This is a genomic window from Corynebacterium sp. MSK047 (assembly GCF_030232285.1).
Lineage (GTDB): Bacteria > Actinomycetota > Actinomycetes > Mycobacteriales > Mycobacteriaceae > Corynebacterium > Corynebacterium jeikeium_D.
The window spans coordinates 29,898-45,883 of the sequence record NZ_JASPJI010000012.1; the positions used below are offsets into that span (position 1 = coordinate 29,898).

At 66.8% G+C, this 15,986-nt stretch carries 10 protein-coding genes; 8 read left to right on the forward strand and 2 right to left on the reverse strand.

The genetic code is table 11. The features are described 5' to 3' along the window. The first annotated feature begins 8 nt into the window (after positions 1-8). The 8 genes from QP981_RS06255 to QP981_RS06290 all read left to right on the forward strand — a co-directional run bounded on the left by QP981_RS06255 (position 9) and on the right by QP981_RS06290 (position 14,330). Positions 9-6,341: a non-ribosomal peptide synthetase gene (locus tag QP981_RS06255; protein WP_224433555.1), complete on the forward strand. Its 6,333-nt coding sequence runs from the start codon at positions 9-11 to the stop codon at positions 6,339-6,341. Further along, complete coding sequence (locus QP981_RS06260; protein ID WP_246815103.1) at positions 6,334-7,512, forward strand: saccharopine dehydrogenase family protein; 1,179 nt, start codon at positions 6,334-6,336, stop codon at positions 7,510-7,512. Before QP981_RS06255 ends, QP981_RS06260 begins: the two co-directional genes overlap by 8 nt. Beyond that, positions 7,509-8,552 carry an ABC transporter ATP-binding protein gene (locus tag QP981_RS06265; RefSeq protein WP_284857656.1) on the forward strand — a complete coding sequence of 348 codons (1,044 nt, stop codon included), beginning with the start codon at positions 7,509-7,511 and terminating at the stop codon, positions 8,550-8,552. Before QP981_RS06260 ends, QP981_RS06265 begins: the two co-directional genes overlap by 4 nt. Further along, positions 8,549-9,301 (forward strand): ABC transporter permease, encoded by a 753-nt coding sequence (locus QP981_RS06270; RefSeq protein WP_284857657.1) that lies wholly within the window; start codon positions 8,549-8,551, stop codon positions 9,299-9,301. Before QP981_RS06265 ends, QP981_RS06270 begins: the two co-directional genes overlap by 4 nt. Next, positions 9,298-10,035 carry an ABC transporter permease gene (locus QP981_RS06275; protein WP_070602850.1) on the forward strand — a complete coding sequence of 246 codons (738 nt, stop codon included), beginning with the start codon at positions 9,298-9,300 and terminating at the stop codon, positions 10,033-10,035. The genes QP981_RS06270 and QP981_RS06275 overlap by 4 nt, the downstream gene beginning before the upstream one ends. Positions 10,036-10,141: 106 nt before the next feature. Continuing rightward, positions 10,142-10,825: a class I SAM-dependent methyltransferase gene (locus QP981_RS06280; protein WP_070602852.1), complete on the forward strand. Its 684-nt coding sequence runs from the start codon at positions 10,142-10,144 to the stop codon at positions 10,823-10,825. Next, complete coding sequence (locus QP981_RS06285) at positions 10,822-12,600, forward strand: ABC transporter ATP-binding protein (RefSeq protein WP_284857658.1); 1,779 nt, start codon at positions 10,822-10,824, stop codon at positions 12,598-12,600. Before QP981_RS06280 ends, QP981_RS06285 begins: the two co-directional genes overlap by 4 nt. Further along, a complete protein-coding gene (locus tag QP981_RS06290; protein WP_284857659.1) occupies positions 12,597-14,330 on the forward strand; it encodes an ABC transporter ATP-binding protein in 1,734 nt (577 codons plus the stop codon). The genes QP981_RS06285 and QP981_RS06290 overlap by 4 nt, the downstream gene beginning before the upstream one ends. A 178-nt stretch (positions 14,331-14,508) precedes the next feature. On the opposite strand, the gene pth is transcribed toward QP981_RS06290, so the two are convergent. Beyond that, a complete protein-coding gene (pth, locus tag QP981_RS06295; RefSeq protein ID WP_049172234.1) occupies positions 14,509-15,117 on the reverse strand; it encodes an aminoacyl-tRNA hydrolase in 609 nt (202 codons plus the stop codon). Between the two features lie 147 nt (positions 15,118-15,264). Further along, a complete protein-coding gene (locus QP981_RS06300) occupies positions 15,265-15,906 on the reverse strand; it encodes a 50S ribosomal protein L25/general stress protein Ctc (RefSeq protein WP_016423207.1) in 642 nt (213 codons plus the stop codon). Between the last annotated feature and the right edge of the window lie 80 nt (positions 15,907-15,986).

Sequence of the window (15,986 nt, forward strand, 5' to 3'; positions counted from 1 at the left end):
CGATGACGATGACCAATGAAACGATCGCGCCGGCCGTCGCATCTACCGCCGTGGGAAGAGCCCGCACCGGGGCTCGAGTCGCCCCCGAACGGCTGTCGGAGTCCATCGCCGACGCCATCGGCGTGCACCTGGATTCGGCGGACGTGAAACTCCGCGACCACATCCCGAACTCCCTGACTTTCCTCCAGATGCTGCTGGCGCTGGAGGACGAGTACGGGGTCACCATCGATTACGCGGCGATGGACCCCGGGGTCACGGTCGCTGATTTGGCGGCCGTCATCGACGCCGCCCGGGGTGGCGCTGATGCCGGATCTGCCGCAGGCGCCGCTGCCGGGGCCGATCCCGCTGTAGCGACGGGTGAGTCGGATGACGGCTGTGCCGGCAAAAATGGGGCTGGTCCCGCGGATGCGGTCCCGCTCAATCCAATCCAGACCGCCTACCTGCTCGGCGCGGACGAGGACATCGAGCTTGGTGGCCAAGCGACGTACATCTACGCGGAATCCCGGCACGACTATTCGTTGCCGCAGGTGGAGGAGGCCGTGCGGGCGGTCTTCGGGCGTCACGACGTGCTGTTCCATCGGCTCGACGTCGATGCCGGGGTCTTGAGCCCGACCGGCGTGTGCCTCGCCACCGTCGAGGTAGTCGGGTCCGGCGACGATATCGACGCGGCGGTGGGGGAGATCCGTCGGGACATGCGAACCGCGGCGCGATCGTCGAACGAGGACGGCCCCATGGTCGCCGCGAGGCTGCTCGCAGATGCGGGCGGGTGCAGGATGTTCATCTACTTCAACATGATCGTCATGGATGCGGGTTCGGTGTACCTGTTCTTCGACGAGCTCGAATCCCTGCTGGCCGGGGAGCCGCCGGCTCCGGCTTCCAGATATGGGGATGCCCTGGCGGCAATCTCTGCGCGCCGGCGCGACGGGAAACGGGCCGAGGACCTCGCCTACTGGGAGAAGAAGGCCGCAGATCTGCCGCGGCGTCCGGAGTTCCCGGCGGCCGTGGGGGGTGGCGACGATTGGTCGACCCGGCGCTTGGGCACGGTGCTCGACGCGGAGGTCACCGCCAAGCTCAGCGAACGTGCCCGCCGCATTGGAGTTACCCTGTCGTCGCTGGTGATGGCCGTCAACGCCGCCGTCGTCTGCAGGTGGCTGCCCGAATCCGCGTTGACGGTCAACGTGACTGTCAGCGAACGCAGCGGCCTCGCCGCGGGCACGAGGGTGATGGGAGATTTCACTTCATCGATGCTTGTCGGCGTCGACGCCGGGAGAGCCGCGACCATCGACGGGTTGGCGGAGGCGATCGACCTGGACATCCGCGAAGGGCTGTCCCACCGCTGCGTTTCCGGTGTGGAGGTGCTACAGCGATTCCTCCGGGACGCGGCCAATCAGTCCCAGGCCACCGCTCCGGTGGTGTTCACCAGCTACCTCGGCGGCGAGCGGGGAAGCGGGCGCAGCCCGGTCATCGAACGCGTCTACACGCAAACCGCGCAGGTGTGCCTCGACATCCAGGTGATGCCGGCATCGGGCGGGATGGCGTTGTCGTGGGACGTGGTCGACGATTACTTCCCTGCGGTAGATGCGATGTTCGGAGCCGTTGCGGAGGCCCTGGACGTGGTGGCGGAGGGGGGAGAGGCTCTGCCCATCCGTCATGCGGAGACGGAGAGGGCCGTCGCCCGCTACAACGATGCTGCGGGCCCGATCCACGATGACACCCTGGTTTCGCTTGTCGAAGCCGCATGCGCGGCGACTCCGGATGCGCCGGCCGTGCGCCTCGCCGCCCGTGGCATCTCGTACACCTACGCCGAGGTCTGGGCCAGGGCCGGACGCATCGCCCGCCAACTCTCGGATTCCGGCGTCGGGGCGGGGGATGCGGTGATCGTGCGCTACACCAAGCATCCCGACGACATCGTCAACATGGTCGGCGCATTGCGTGCGGGAGCCGCATTCGTGCCTGTCGACGCGGGCATGCCGGCCCAGCGACAAGAATACGTAGTGGAAGCCTCAGGTGCGGCGGGCCCGATTCTGGACACCGGCGTGATCGATGAACTGGACCAAAGCGGAGTAGCGGGCGTCGGCAAGCCCGCAGCCGCGGAAGTCTGCGACCGCGCGAGCAGCGCGGGTGCGCACTCTTCGCCCGGCACTGCCCCTGACGACCTTGCCTACGTCATCTTCACCTCGGGGACCACGGGCCGGCCAAAGGGTGTGCGGATCAGTCATCGCAACTGTATCAACACCATCCTCGACGTGAACCGGCAGTATGGGGTCACCTCCGCCGATTGCATCATCGGATTGTCGTCGCTGGGCTTCGACCTGTCGGTCTACGACGTGTTCGGTGCGTTCGCGGCAGGCGCGACGGTGACGATGGTCGGAGACGAACGCGACGCCGATGAAATCCTCAACGTCTTGCGGGAAGAGCGGGTCACGCTGTGGAACTCCGCGCCCGCCCTGTTGGAACTCGCCCTGGTCCGGGCGGCGGACGACGACGTGTTCCCGGATGTGCGCACCGTATTGCTCAGCGGCGATCGCATCGCAGCGGGGCTTCCGGCTCGCGCCATGTCCATGTTCCCGAACGCGTCGATCAATAGCCTGGGCGGTGCGACCGAAGGAAGCATTTGGTCCATCCACTACCCGTTGCAACGCGATAGCCTGGAAAACCGCATTCCCTACGGGTACCCGCTGGCGAACCAGGGCATCCACGTGCTCGCGCCCGACGGGGTGCATTGCCCTGTCGGGGTGCCGGGGGAAATCCACATCAGCGGTCTCGGCGTCGCGCAGGGGTATGCGGCCGATCCGGAGCGGACCGCTGCCGCCTTCGGGTATGTCCCAGGCATCGGTCGCTGCTACCGGACCGGAGACGTGGGCGTGTTCAACGCGGAGGGTTTTGTGGAATTTCTCGGCCGCCGCGATCGACAGGTGAAAATCGCGGGCTTCCGCGTCGAACTCGGAGAAATCGAATCGGTCCTCGAGCGGTCCGGCCTGGTGACCGCGTCGATGGCGGCGGTCGTCGAATCGGGCGATCGGGGACTACTGGCGTGCCTCTACGTTCCGGTGGACGATATGACCGGCTCGCGGGATGCCGTCCGGGCCGAGCTTGCCCGATGCTTGCCAGCGTACATGGTACCGACGGTCCTGCTGCCGGTGGCGCACCTGCCCGTTACCGTCAACGGGAAACTGGACCAGGAGGAAATTCGTAGGCACGTCGGCGCCGCGGGCGGCGGGGCAACGGCCGATGGCGAGGTCGCCGGGGCGGGGGCCGGAGCCGTGGGCTCGGCTGGTTCCGTCGCCGACCCCGGGGCGATCGAGTTGGTGTCCGGAATCTTCGACGAGATTCTCGGGGAAGCCCCGTCGACGGGTGCCGCGGATTCGGCGTGCGGCGCGGGAGAGTCCTTCTTCCGCCGCGGCGGCGATTCCCTGCAATTCCAGGTTATGATTCGCGCAATCCGGCAGAAGACGGGAGTCCGGCTCCGTTTCCGCGACGTCATCGTCGACCCGACCATCGCGCACATCGCCGGCCTTGTATCGGAGGCCATGCGGGAGTCCGGGGCCGAGTCTGAAGCCGTCGCCGAGGCAGTGCCTTCCCCCGATTGTGCCGTCGGTGCCGGTTCAGCCGCAGGAGGCGCCCGAGAATGCTCCGCGAGTGCCCACGGAAAGGATCCGGTGGAACAATTCGGGGATGACCCCCACGCGCCGTTCCCCTTGACTGACATGCAGAAGGCCTACTACGTTGGCCGGAACTCTGGGTTCGAGCTGGGCGGCGTCACCGAGCACTACTACATCGAATCCGTCACCGAACCCGGTACCGACATCGATCGCCTGGAAGACGCCCTCGACAAGCTAATCCGCAGGCATCCGATGCTGCGCGTCGTGTTCACCGCACAAGCCACGCAGCGGATCCTGCCGGAGGTTCCGCGCTACCGTATTGATGTCGCCGACTACCGGACCGCCGATGAGGCGACCGTGGTCGAGGCGGTGCGGCGCAAGCGCGATGAGCTGAGCCACCAGGTATTCGATCTGGGCAGCTGGCCCTTGTTCCATCTGTCGGCGTTCGCGCTCCCGGACGGGCGGCACCGCCTGTTCTTCAGCGTGGACATGATCATCGGAGACGGGGCGAGCCAGCGGATTTTCATCGACGACCTGGACAAGCTGTACCGAGGAACGGAGCTTCCGCCCGTCACTGGCGACTACCGCACGTACGTCTTGGAGATGAAGCGTCGGGAAGCTTCGGCGGTCGGGCGGGGCGAAGAGACGTTGACTCGGACGGTGGTCGAGGAATTCCCGCCCGGCAACACCCTTCCATCAAGCGGTGCGGCCGCGGACGTGGATGTGCCGCGGATGCGTCGCCTGTCGTACACGTTCACCGCTGAGGAAACCGCACTGTTGCGGGAAAGGGCCAGCGCCGCCGACGGCAGCGTGTCCGCACTGCTTCTCGCCTGCTATGCGACGAGCCTGTCGCTGTGGTCGAAGGGGGATTCGGTCGGCATCAACATCACCACGTACAACCGTGATTCCGAAATCGCCGACGTCGCCGGCGTCTTCGGTGATTTCACCGGCGTCATTCTGATGCCTGTAAAAGCGGCCGCCGACCATGATCTCCGTTGGTGGACGGCGGAACTGCGCAACCGGCTGCTCGGGCACATGGCGGCCGGGTACTCCGGGGTGTCGTTGCTCGGCACCATCGCGCGCCACCGGGGTCTGCCCGTCGGACAGGCCATAGCGCCGTTCGTGTACACCTCGTTGCTGTTCGGCGAGGGGGCCGCGGCAGGCGATGGCTCGGGCAAGGATGCCCACGTCCTGGGAGACGTCGATTACGCCATCTCCCAGACTCCGCAGGTGCTGTTGGACAACCAGGTGATGGAGGTCGACGGGCGTATCAACGTCGCCTGGGATTTCGTCGAGCAGATCCTGAAACCGGAACTGGTGGAGGACATCTTCGACCATTACATCAGGTCGGTGTCGGGCTTCGCCGGGGGCTGCTCCGAAGCGGCGCCGCTGAGCGTCGGCCAGGTTCGGCACCTGCGCCTGGCGGTCGGGGGCACTTCTTCCGGCGGTGGGGTGATCGACGACGGCGTCGCGGGCGTGTTATCGGCAGAGCGCGACAGGGCGGGCGCGATCTCGAGGATCGCATCCGGGGACCTGATGGGCCGAGTTCGCGGATACCTGACGGTCATCACTGGGATAGTCCGGGCCGACCTCGGCGGCGCCGAAGCCGGCGCGGACGACGACCTGTTCCTCCTCGGCTACGACTCCCTGGGATTCGTGAAACTGATGCAGCGGATCCAGGACATCACCGGGGCGTCGGTGCCGCTCGCGGAAGCGCTGGCCAAGCCGACGCCACGTGGCGTGGCAGAGCTCGTCGGCCAGTCGACGACCACGCCGACCGACCGGCGGGACGCGGATGATCCCGGCGCGTCGGCCGCGGACCGTTCGCTGGTCCTATTGCGCAGCGGTGATGAGGCGCGCCCGATCTTCCTCGTCCACGGCGGATTCGGCACCGTCGACATCTACCGAGACCTGGCACTCGCGATCCCCGGTGGCGGGCAGGTGTGGGGCGTCGGCTTCGCGGAGTTCGAGAGACCATTCCCCCACGCTATCGGCATCGGCGATATCGCGGCCCACTATTCGGGCCGGGTCCGCGAGGTGCTCGTCGACGGTGCCGCCCCTGCGATCGTTGGATGGAGCCTCGGCGGCACCATCGCGGCCGAGATGGCGCTCCGTTTGGCCGATCTCGATCCTGCGCTGGTGTTTCTCGACAGCCTGGCTCCGGGGATCGCGGTCGACGTCGGGGATTTCGACGCGGAATCCGAAAAGGGGCTGCTGTCCCGGGTGATGCCCTCGATCGCCGATCTCCCGCACGGAACGCCGGTTGCCCGCCTCTGGGCGGAGTTCGGCGGGGTCGACGAGACCGATGAGGAACGAGGGGCCCGCCTGCGTGCCCTGGCCGCAGCGGTCGCACCGACGCTCCTGGAGGACCTTGGGCTTTCCGGCGACCGGGTGACAGCGACGGAGTTCAACTCGCTGCGCTCGCTCATCGATGCCCGCACCCGGTACCGGCCCGAGGGGCGGGTGAGGGAGGCGCTGTTCGTTTTCCCCGATGACGGCGAGGCTCACAACCACGACCAGTGGCGGGACCACCTCGTCGATGACCTCTGCGTCGCCGGCGTCGCGGGAAACCACTATTCGTTCGTCCTCGGAGAGGATGCCGCGCTGACTGGGGCTCTCATCGGGGAGTACATCGAACACCGGCGCCGGGCGCCGGAAACGGACGACAGGGCAGTGGACCCGTCGTCCGATGGAATCGACCGGTCGCGGGACCGGGGAAACGAGATGGAAAGTGACTGATCGACGAAACGGCGGGGAAGCACGGGACCGCGACGCGGGCGAACCTGTGAAAGTGCTGGTGGCCGGAGGTACCGGCGTCACCGGACGGCTCGTCCGGGGGATGCTCGGCGCCGTCGACGGGATCGAGCTGGCCTACACTTCCCGAAAGAAACCGGACGATGGCCCGGGGCGGCACTTCCCGCTGAGGATCGCCGCCGGCCACAACGAGATCTGCAGGGTATTCCGCAAACACGATTGGGTGGTCAACTGCACCGGCCCGTTCGAGGTGCACGCAGACTCACTCGCCCGTGCTTGCATTGACTCAGGCACCGGATACATCGACGTCAACGATTCGATCGACGCCCGCCGCGCAATCATGGCCCTCGACGGGGATGCCCGGCGGGAGGGGGTTCCCGTGCTCACCGGGTTCGGCCTGTGCCCGGGCTTGTCGACGGCACTGTTGATTCTCGGGGCCCGCGCTGCGGGGGTCGAAGAGGTCCGCGATGTGCGGGTCGATCTGAGAATCGGCGCCGACCAGGAATCCGGGGCCGCGTCGGTCGAGTCGATGTTCCGGACCATTCGCGGCGGATACCGCGCGATGCTCGGCGGCGCCATTGTCGAAGTGCGGCGCAACCCGGTGTCGTCGCAAAGCGGAATCGGCTACGAATGCCCGGACGTCGACGTCGTACGCGAGGTGTGCCCCTCGATCCGTGGATATTCCTACCACGTCGCCTTCGATGCCCTCCCCGATGCGTTGGTGGAGAAGATCTGCACGTCGAGACTGTACGCGATGCCCGTTGTCTCCGGTCTGCTCGCCCGTCTCGGGGCGGCCGTGACATCGCGGAAGGCGCGGGCGAAGGGCACTCCGCAACCCGCCGAGCTGGTCGTCGCACTGTCGTCCGCCGGCGCGGGCGATGCGGGGCCGTCGGCCGAGACGACCGTCGTCCGGGCGACCGGCCCAGGTTCCTACAAAATGACCGCGGCGATTGCTGCCGCCACCGTTGTGGCGGTGGCGGGGAAGCCGGTCACGCCGGGGTGCCGGGATCTCGTCGGCCACCCCCGGCTCCTCGAACCGGTCCTCGCCTTCGCCCGCGATGCGGGCATCCATATCGAGGTGCCGCATGACAACCCGACCACGGGGCCGCTGCCGACAGCGGCCCACTGCGATTCCAAAGAAAAGGGGAAACGATGACGGATCAAGCTGAACGAGGTGCGGCGATCGTCGTCCGCAACCTCACGAAGAGCTACCCGATTGCGGGCAAAGCGGGCACCGCGCCCGAAGGCGGGGCAGGTGCCCCGCCGGACGGCGGGCGCAAGGGAAAGCGCGGTGCCCGGATGCGCAAGCATGTGCTCGACGGCGTGAGTTTCACCGTGCCCGCCGGGGCGATCGTGTCGTTCCTCGGCCACAACGGCGCAGGCAAGACCACTCTCATCCGAATCCTGTCGACGCTCATCACCGCAGACTCCGGCGAGGTGAGCATCTTCTCGCGCGATGTGAAAGAGGATCCGGCGGGCGTGCGCGCCGACATTGCCACCACCGGCCAATTCGCGGCGATCGACGAGAACCTCACCGGCCGGGAGAACCTGGAGTTCTTCGGGCGGCTGCGCGGACTCGACCGCGCCGACGCGGCCGCCCGCGCGACGGAACTACTCGCGCAATTCTCGCTCGCAGACAGTGCCTCGACGTTGGTGTCGGCCTATTCGGGTGGCATGCGGCGGCGCCTCGACATCGCCGCGTCGCTGTGCGTCGTGCCCAGGCTGCTGTTCCTCGACGAACCCACGACGGGGTTGGACCCGGTCAGCCGCGAAGAGCTGTGGGGCTTCATCCGGCAGCTGCGGGACGACGGAATGACCCTGGTGCTGACCACCCAGTACCTGGAAGAGGCGGAGGCGCTGGCAGACCACGTCCATCTGCTCAAGGACCGACGCATCGTCGCCAGCGGAACGCCGGAGGAATTGCGCCGCGACTTCGGGTCGCACGTGCTCCGCGTGTCCTTCGCCACCGCCGCCGGGGCGGAGGCGTTCGCCCGCTGCCTCGGGGGAACGTGCCTGGACCGCGCCCGCGTCGCGGGGAAGTCGGTGTCCCTCGACGTCGACCCCGGGCCGCGGATCCTCGAGGCGGTGGCGCGGGCGATGGAGGCCTCGGAAGCGTTGCCGGATTCGCTGAGCGTGTCGCCGCCCACCCTCAACGAGGTGTTCATATCGATGAACGCAGGGGGTGCGGCACGATGAGTGCGACGTCGGTCGCGGCGTTTCTCCGTCGGGATCTGCTGCTGTTGCGACGCAACACCGCGTCGCTGATCTCCATGTTCGTAGTTCCGCCCCTCTTCCTGCTGTGCCTGTACGCGGTGTTTGGGTACTCGGCGGGGCAATCCGGCTTCGGGTACCTGCGTTTCGTGCTCGGCGGCTGCCTGTTCCAGGCGGCGATGTTCACCGCCGCGGCGTCGGCGATGGCGGTGGGACAGGACGTCGAATCCGGGCTTGTTGACCGCGTGCGCGTGTTGCCCGGGGCCACAGGCGGCTATGTCGCCGGCAGGCTCGCCACCGATTTGCTGCGGATGTCCGCGTCGATCGCGGCGCTGCTGGTCGTCGCGTGGGCCTGTGGCCTCGACATGGCTGTCGGTGACGTCGCGTGGACTGTCCTGTGGTCACTGCTCGCCGCAGCGGTTCTGTCCCTGGTCACGGACGGGGTGATCCTGATGGTGCCCGCCCCGGTGTCGACGGCCTCATCGATCCAGGCGCTGGAAATGCTGCTGCTTATGTTCTCCACCGCGTTCATTCCGGAGACCGCTTTGGACGGCTCCCTGCGCGACGTCGTACGTCACATGCCGTTTTCGCCGATGATCGAGGTGATCAGGGCGGCGTCCCCGGACGCCTTCCCGGATAGCGCCGGGGAAGAGGCAGCCCTGTGGCTCGGCGTCGCGGTGGTCGCCGGAATCGTCCTGTTCATCCGCCGGTTCACCTCGAGGAGCGAATCATGATCGACGCCATCTTCGTGCATTTGCGGCGCATCGCCCACATTTGGCTGCGGCGCCCCGACTTCTGGTTCATGACGTTCATTGCTCCGCTCGTGTACCTGTTCATCGTCAACCGCATGTTCGGTGGCCTGGTCAGGCAGCTCACCGGAGAGTTCGAACTCCGGAACGCGGTCATCCTGGTCGTGACGGCGTGGGCGTTCATCCTGGCCATCACGGGATCGTCCACCGTGTTCGTTGAACGCAGCAATGGCTTCCACGAGCGGTTAATCACCATGCCGTCACCGTACGCGGCCGTGCCGGCCGCACGGATTATTGCCGAGTTCATCCGGATCATGGCGATGACGGTCGTTGTCGCGGCGGTGGCCGCCTTGCTTTCCGACGGCCCCCCGGAGGTGTCCTGGTGGTGGAGGATCGCGGTGACCGGCGCGATGGTTGCCGCGGCGGCCGCATGCACCGGCACGTACATCGCGTTCTCCATCACCAGCCCCCAGGGTTCCGTGGCCCTCATCCCGTTAATCATCGTTGCGATGTTCGTCAACACGGTGCTCATGCCCGCCGACCACTTCCGTCCTCTCCTGCGCGGAATCGCCGGGCACACCCCCGTATCCGCGGCCGGCGAGGCCGTCAACGGCACCGGGGCTGCGGGTCTGGTGGTCTGCGCGGCCTGGTTCTTAGGCATCGCCGTGCTCGCGGCGTGGGGCATCGCCGTGAAAACGAGGCCGGGGGAGGCTGCATGACGGGCACGTCCACGGGGGCGGCGCCGCCGATGACGGCCCGCGAACCCGAGCACCTAACCCGAAACCGCCGCGTGGACGCGGCCCACACACCCGGAGACAGAACCAGATGAAGTCGATTGCCCAGATCGTCCAGAACAACCGCAGACTCCTCGCGGCCTACGAGGACAAGGTCCAGCCGAGGTTCCTCAGCCGCTATGCGCGTGAACCGATGGACGCCGCCGCCGTGTATCGGAAGCTCCGTGCGCTGGATCCCGGGCCGGATGCGCCAGCCCGGGTTCTCGACCTCGGTTGCGGAACCGGGTGGCTCGCCCGCATGCTTGCCGCCGAGCCTCGCTATCGCAGGGCGAACATCGTCGGCTACGACCTGTCGCCCAATGCGATCCGCATCGCCCGCGAACGCGCCGCCGTCGAAGGGCTCGGGGCTCGGACGGAATTCCACGTCGCCGACGTCCTCGCGCCGCTCGCGGGAGAGCCCGGCGGGACCGATGAAATCTGGGTGTGCGGCGCGCTCCACCAAATGAAGGATGCGGGTGCTGCGCTCGGCAGGGTCGCCGGGCTGCTCGCCGACGGCGGCATCGCTTACGTGCAGACGTTCGCCGAGGATCCCGACGTGAACGAGCGGGTCGACATGGCCGTCATGGCGAAGATGGGCCACCGGGTGTTCCGGGGCAGCGAGCTCGAGGACCTCGCCGAAGCCAACGGGCTGAAGCTGGGCGGAGCCTCACGCGCCGGCATGGTGTACTTCTGCACTCTCACGAAGAAAAGCACGATCGGGGAGGCGGGCAAGTGAGCGCCGTGGACGGGACTGTAGGCCCGTGGTCACTGCTCGCCCCGATCCGGACACGGATGCGTGCGGTGGTCGCGTTATCCGTCCTGTCGTCGGTGGCTACCGTCGCTTCTCTGGTCGGCATCATCGACATCGCGATGACGTACCCGGAGGCCCCGGAGCATCGGACGTGGTTGGCCGTGGCTGTCATCGTCGTCGCCGCAACGGTGCGCATGGCCGCGGACGGCGCCGCCGGCATGCTCTCGCACCGGGCGGATAACGACCTGCAGCTCCACCTTCGGCGCCGGCTGGTCGCCCAAATCCGGAAGTTGCCGCTGGGCTGGCTGGACGCCCGGCGCTCGTCGGGAATCATCGGGTCGGTTGAGAAGGACGTCGCGGCTATCCACCAGCTCATGGGCCACACCGTCGGTGAGACCGTGGTGGCGGTGCTGGTTCCTATGCTTTCCCTCATCGCGCTCGTTGCGGTGGATTGGCGGATTGCGGCGGTGGCGGTCGTCCCGGTGCTGGTCACCTTCGCCCTGATGGGCGTGATGATTTCACGCGGAGCCGGTCTTCAGCGCGACTACGAGCGAGCCTCCGAAGGAGTGACGGCCGCGGTCATCGAGTTGGTGCGCGGTATCCCAGTGATGAAGTCCTTCGGACGCGCCAACCAGGGCGCGGGTCGCTACGATGCCGCGGCGCTGTCGTTCGTCCGCGCGTGGTCTGCCTGGTCCCGGCAGTCGAACATCTATCTCGGGGTCATCGACGTGGTGACGTCCCCGATCACAGTCCTCGCAGTGGTGTGCGGGGCCGGCCTCGCTCTGAGGGACGCCGCGGGAGGTCTACCGGAGGGGCTCGTTGCCGGGCTGGTTCTCGGCCTTGGACTCTCCGCGGCGATCGTGCGGGTGGCCATGAACTCCGAACCCATCATCGCGGGGATCGCTGCCCTGAAGTCCATCGCGGAGGTGCTGGGCACGCCGCCGATCGTCGAGCCCGCCGATCCGGTGCCCGTGCGCGGAGGCGCGCTCGAGGCTCGGAACCTGGTCTTCGCCTACGGCGATGGGCCGCGGGTCCTCGACGGGATGTCCGCGACGTTCGAACCGGGGACCCTCACTGCGCTGGTGGGGTCCTCCGGTTCCGGAAAGTCCACCGTCGCCCGGCTGTTGGCGCGTTTCTACGACCCCGTTGAAGGCTCGGTGCTGCTGGGCGGCGCCGATCTTCGCGACATCGCCGTGCGCGACGTGCACCGCTCGGTGTCGGTGGTGTTCCAAGATCCGCAGTTGCTCACGCTGCCGTTGCGGGAGAACATCCGGCTGGCCAGGAGAGACGCCACCGACGGCGAAATCATGGCGGCCGCGAAGCTCGCGAACCTCGATGCGGTCATCGCGGCGCTGCCGAAGGGCCTGGATTCGGTGGTCAACGTCGACGTGACCTTTTCCGGTGGTGAGGCGCAGCGCGTGGCCATCGCGAGGTCGATCGTCACGGACGCGCCGGTGCTCATCTTCGACGAGGCAACCGCTTACGCGGATCCGGCTTCCGAGGCCCTCATCCAGTCCGCAATCGAGCGTTTGGCCCGTTCACGGACGGTGATTGTGATCGCGCACAGGTTGAGCACGATCCGAAACGCCGACCGCATCCTCGTTCTCGATGGGGGAGCGGTCGCGGAGGCGGGTACCCACGACGAGTTGCTTGCGCGCGGTGGCCGCTACCGGGATTTGTGGCGCGCGTTCGCACTCGACGACGAACCATCCGCCCCGCGGGGCACTGAATTAGACGATGAAAAGGCGGGGAACCGATGATTCGGGACTTGTGGTCGATGACGGATCGGCGCTCGAGAATGACGCTGGCGTGGCTCATTGCGTTGGCCGCGCTTGCCGCGCTGGCTCAGGGAGCGGCGTTCGTCGCGCTGCTGCCGCTGCTGTCGGCTCTGGCCGAGGGAGATGATGCGACGGCGTGGCGTTTCACCGGCGTCATCGCCGGCCTCGCGGCCGCCCATGCGGTGCTGTCTCTCGCCGCGGGGACGGTCGGCAGGGCGAATTCCGCAGCGGTGCTGTCGTCCCTGCTGCGTTCCCTGGGCGAACGCGTGCTGACGTTGCCACTCGGGTACGTCACCAAGTCCACGGCCGGCCGCTTTTCGGAGATGGCATCGTCGGGTATCGCGTTCGCGGCGTCCGTGCCGCACGTGATCCTGCGGCCTGTCATCGCGGCGGCGGTTGCGCCGACCGTCATCGCCTTCGGAATTCTGGCGGTGGATTGGCGCGTCGGTTTGGTTCTCGTCGCGTCGGCGCCGGTGATCTTCTTCGCCTACCGGGCCATTGGTCGGGTCGGCGGGGAGTCGGACGAAGCGCATGCTGACGCCGTCGCTGCCGTCTCCGGCAGGCTGATCGAGTTCACCCGCTGCCAGCAGGCGATTCGCGCCGCGGGCGACGGTTCGGCGGCGGACGCGATGGTGGATGAGGCAATCCGGGCCCAACACGATGCGTTCGCGAAGGCGACGTCGACGCAGGGGGCGGTCATCGGACGGCTGGGTTCGGTCGTCCATGCGGTGTTCACGGCGGCGGTGATAGTCGCCGTGGCAGTCGCCGCGACGGGCGGGATGGCGCCGGCGCATTTGGCGCCGATGCTCATCGTGGTCGTCCAGTTCACCGGACCGATCACCACGGCGGGAGCGTTGTCCGGCGGTTTCGGTGCGGGCCGCAACACGTTGGCTGCGTTGCGTGACCTGCGGGCAATCCCCGCCCTTCCCGAACCTGCCGCACCGGAGCTGCCCGACGGGCATGACGTGGAGTTCCGCGACGTGAGCTTCGGGTACGGGGATAAGAAGGTTCTCGACGGCGTCAGCTTCCGTGCACCTCAGGGAGCGCTGGTTGCCGTAGTGGGACCGTCGGGGGCGGGCAAGACGACGGTCATGCGGCTGCTGTCGCGTTTTCATGATCCGGACTCGGGGGAGGTCCTCATCGGCGGGGTACCCTTGCCTCGGATTGGCACCGACGGCGTGAACTCGCTGGTGACCCCGGTGTTCCAAGAGACGTTCCTTTTCGACGCGTCCGTGCGGGACAACGTGGTCTTCGCCGATCCCGGATTCGGTTCCGAGCCCGGTGACGGGGACCGCTTGCGCGAGGCCGCCCGGCGTTCCGGGGTGGACCGCATCGTGGAGCTGCTGCCTTCCGGGTGGGATACCCCGGTGGGGGAGGAGGGGACGCTGCTGTCGGGAGGCGAGCGGCAGCGCCTCGCCATCGCCCGGGCGCTTCTGAAGGATTCCCCGGTGGTGCTTCTCGACGAGCCGACGTCCTCGCTGGATGCGGCCACTGAGCGGGCGATCGTCGGCACGATGGAGGCGTTGCGCGGCGATCGCACCGTGATTGTCGTCGCCCATCGCCTGCACACCGTTCGCGATGCCGACCTCATCGTCGTGCTTTCGGAGGACGGGACGGTCGCAGAACGGGGCACGCACGATGAATTGCTGGCGAAGGGCGGCCGCTACGCCGAGTCGTGGGCGTGCCGGACGGGGAGCTCCTCGGGCGCCTGATCCTCATCACCTGGTCGATGCCCTCACGGGCGCCCTGCCGCAGCTTCCCGAATCCCACCGCCAGGCGCTCGGTGGACAGAGCGAAAACGCGGACGAAAACGCCGAGCAGCACGAACACCGACGAGCTGTAAAGACTGAAGCTCCCGGGAACGTGAAAATAGCCCCCTTCCCGCTACTGCTACCGCCCGTGAATCTGGTTCTGCGCAATCTCCAGCCCGTGGCTGGCGATTAACTCCACCGCCTCCGCAGCAGTGGGCAGAGTGAAAGCGAGCTCCTCGCGTTCCTTAGCATTGAAATTACGCAGCACGTAGTCCGCCGGATCTTGGCGGCCCGGAGGACGGCCAATGCCAATACGCACCCGCATGTAGTCCTTCGTGCCCAACGACTTCGTGGTCGAGCGCAGGCCATTGTGGCCATTCTCGCCCCCGCCGCGCTTAAGCCGTACCACGCCTGGGTCCAGGTCCAGCTCATCGTGGACTACCACGACGTCGGTAGGTGCGACGTTGAAGAACTTTGTCAGCGCCGCGACCGGTCCACCCGACAGGTTCATGTACGTCCGGGGCTTAGCCAGAATCACCTGCCGCTCGCCACCGTCGGAAGTCTTGAACCGAGTCTGGACTATCTCAGCATTCGACTTCTTGTGCACGCTAAACGACGACGGCATCGGAGAAGTGCGGCTGGCTAGTTCATCTAGCACCAGATGCCCGACGTTATGGCGGGTGAGTTCATATTTGGGCCCAGGGTTGCCGAGCCCCACGACAAGCAGAGGTGTGGTGGAGGCGTTCATGAATTCAATCTTGGCACACGGTGCGCGGTCTGTTGGCTTCGGGGAGTTTCAAGAACAAAAAAGGGACGGACCAGAGTGTCCGTCCCTTTTTAGCTAAACGTGAAAGCCTGTACTGGTTCAGTCAGATAGAGCCATTCAGCGTTTGAATTACTCAGCCTCTTCCTCAGCCGGCTCATCCGGGGTCTCAGCCTCGCCCATGCCCTCGATGTCGGCATCGACGTCACCAGCCGGCTCTTCCTCCGGCTCGACAATGTTGAAGATGAGCAGGTCAGCGTCGTCGGTGAGGACCAGGCCCTCCGGCAGGGTAACGTCGCCGGCGTGAACCATGGTGCCGACCTCTGCACCCTCGACGGAGACCTCGATCTCTTCCGGAATAGCCAGAACCGGTGCGTTGACCAGAATGGTTTCGGCATCCTGCATGAGCAGGGCGCCCGGAGCGAGCTCGCCAGTCGGAACGACCGGAACCTCAACCTCAACCTTCTCGTCACGGTGAATGGCGAGCAGGTCAGCGTGGTCGATGTCGAGGGTCAGCGGGTTCTGGTCAACAGCCTTGACCATGGACAGCTGGGACTCGCCCTCGATGTTGACGTCCAGAACAGCGTTGACACCGTGGTTACGGATGACAGCGTGGAAATCCAGAGTGTCAACGAGGATGTGCTTCGGGGCATCCAGGTCAGCGCCGTAGATGACAACCGGGATGTCGCCAGCAACGCGGGCACGGCGAGCGGCACCCTTGCCGAACTCGGTGCGGTTACGAGCATCAATCTTGATGATGTTGGGCTTTGCCATGAAAATGGACTCCTAAACGATTCGATACTGAGTCGTCGAGTCGAGCACGTGCCGCATCCATGCCACCGTGGGCGCAAAAG

Excerpts from the sequence above, each read along its gene's own strand:
- QP981_RS06255 (WP_224433555.1), top strand. The coding sequence starts at position 9 with ATGACCAATGAAACGATCGCGCCGGCCGTCGCATCTACCGCCGTGGGA.
- QP981_RS06265 (WP_284857656.1), top strand. The coding sequence starts at position 7,509 with ATGACGGATCAAGCTGAACGAGGTGCGGCGATCGTCGTCCGCAACCTC.
- QP981_RS06270 (WP_284857657.1), top strand. The coding sequence starts at position 8,549 with ATGAGTGCGACGTCGGTCGCGGCGTTTCTCCGTCGGGATCTGCTGCTG.
- QP981_RS06275 (WP_070602850.1), top strand. The coding sequence starts at position 9,298 with ATGATCGACGCCATCTTCGTGCATTTGCGGCGCATCGCCCACATTTGG.
- QP981_RS06280 (WP_070602852.1), top strand. The coding sequence starts at position 10,142 with ATGAAGTCGATTGCCCAGATCGTCCAGAACAACCGCAGACTCCTCGCG.
- QP981_RS06290 (WP_284857659.1), top strand. The coding sequence starts at position 12,597 with ATGATTCGGGACTTGTGGTCGATGACGGATCGGCGCTCGAGAATGACG.
- pth (WP_049172234.1), bottom strand. The coding sequence starts at position 15,117 with ATGAACGCCTCCACCACACCTCTGCTTGTCGTGGGGCTCGGCAACCCT.
- QP981_RS06300 (WP_016423207.1), bottom strand. The coding sequence starts at position 15,906 with ATGGCAAAGCCCAACATCATCAAGATTGATGCTCGTAACCGCACCGAG.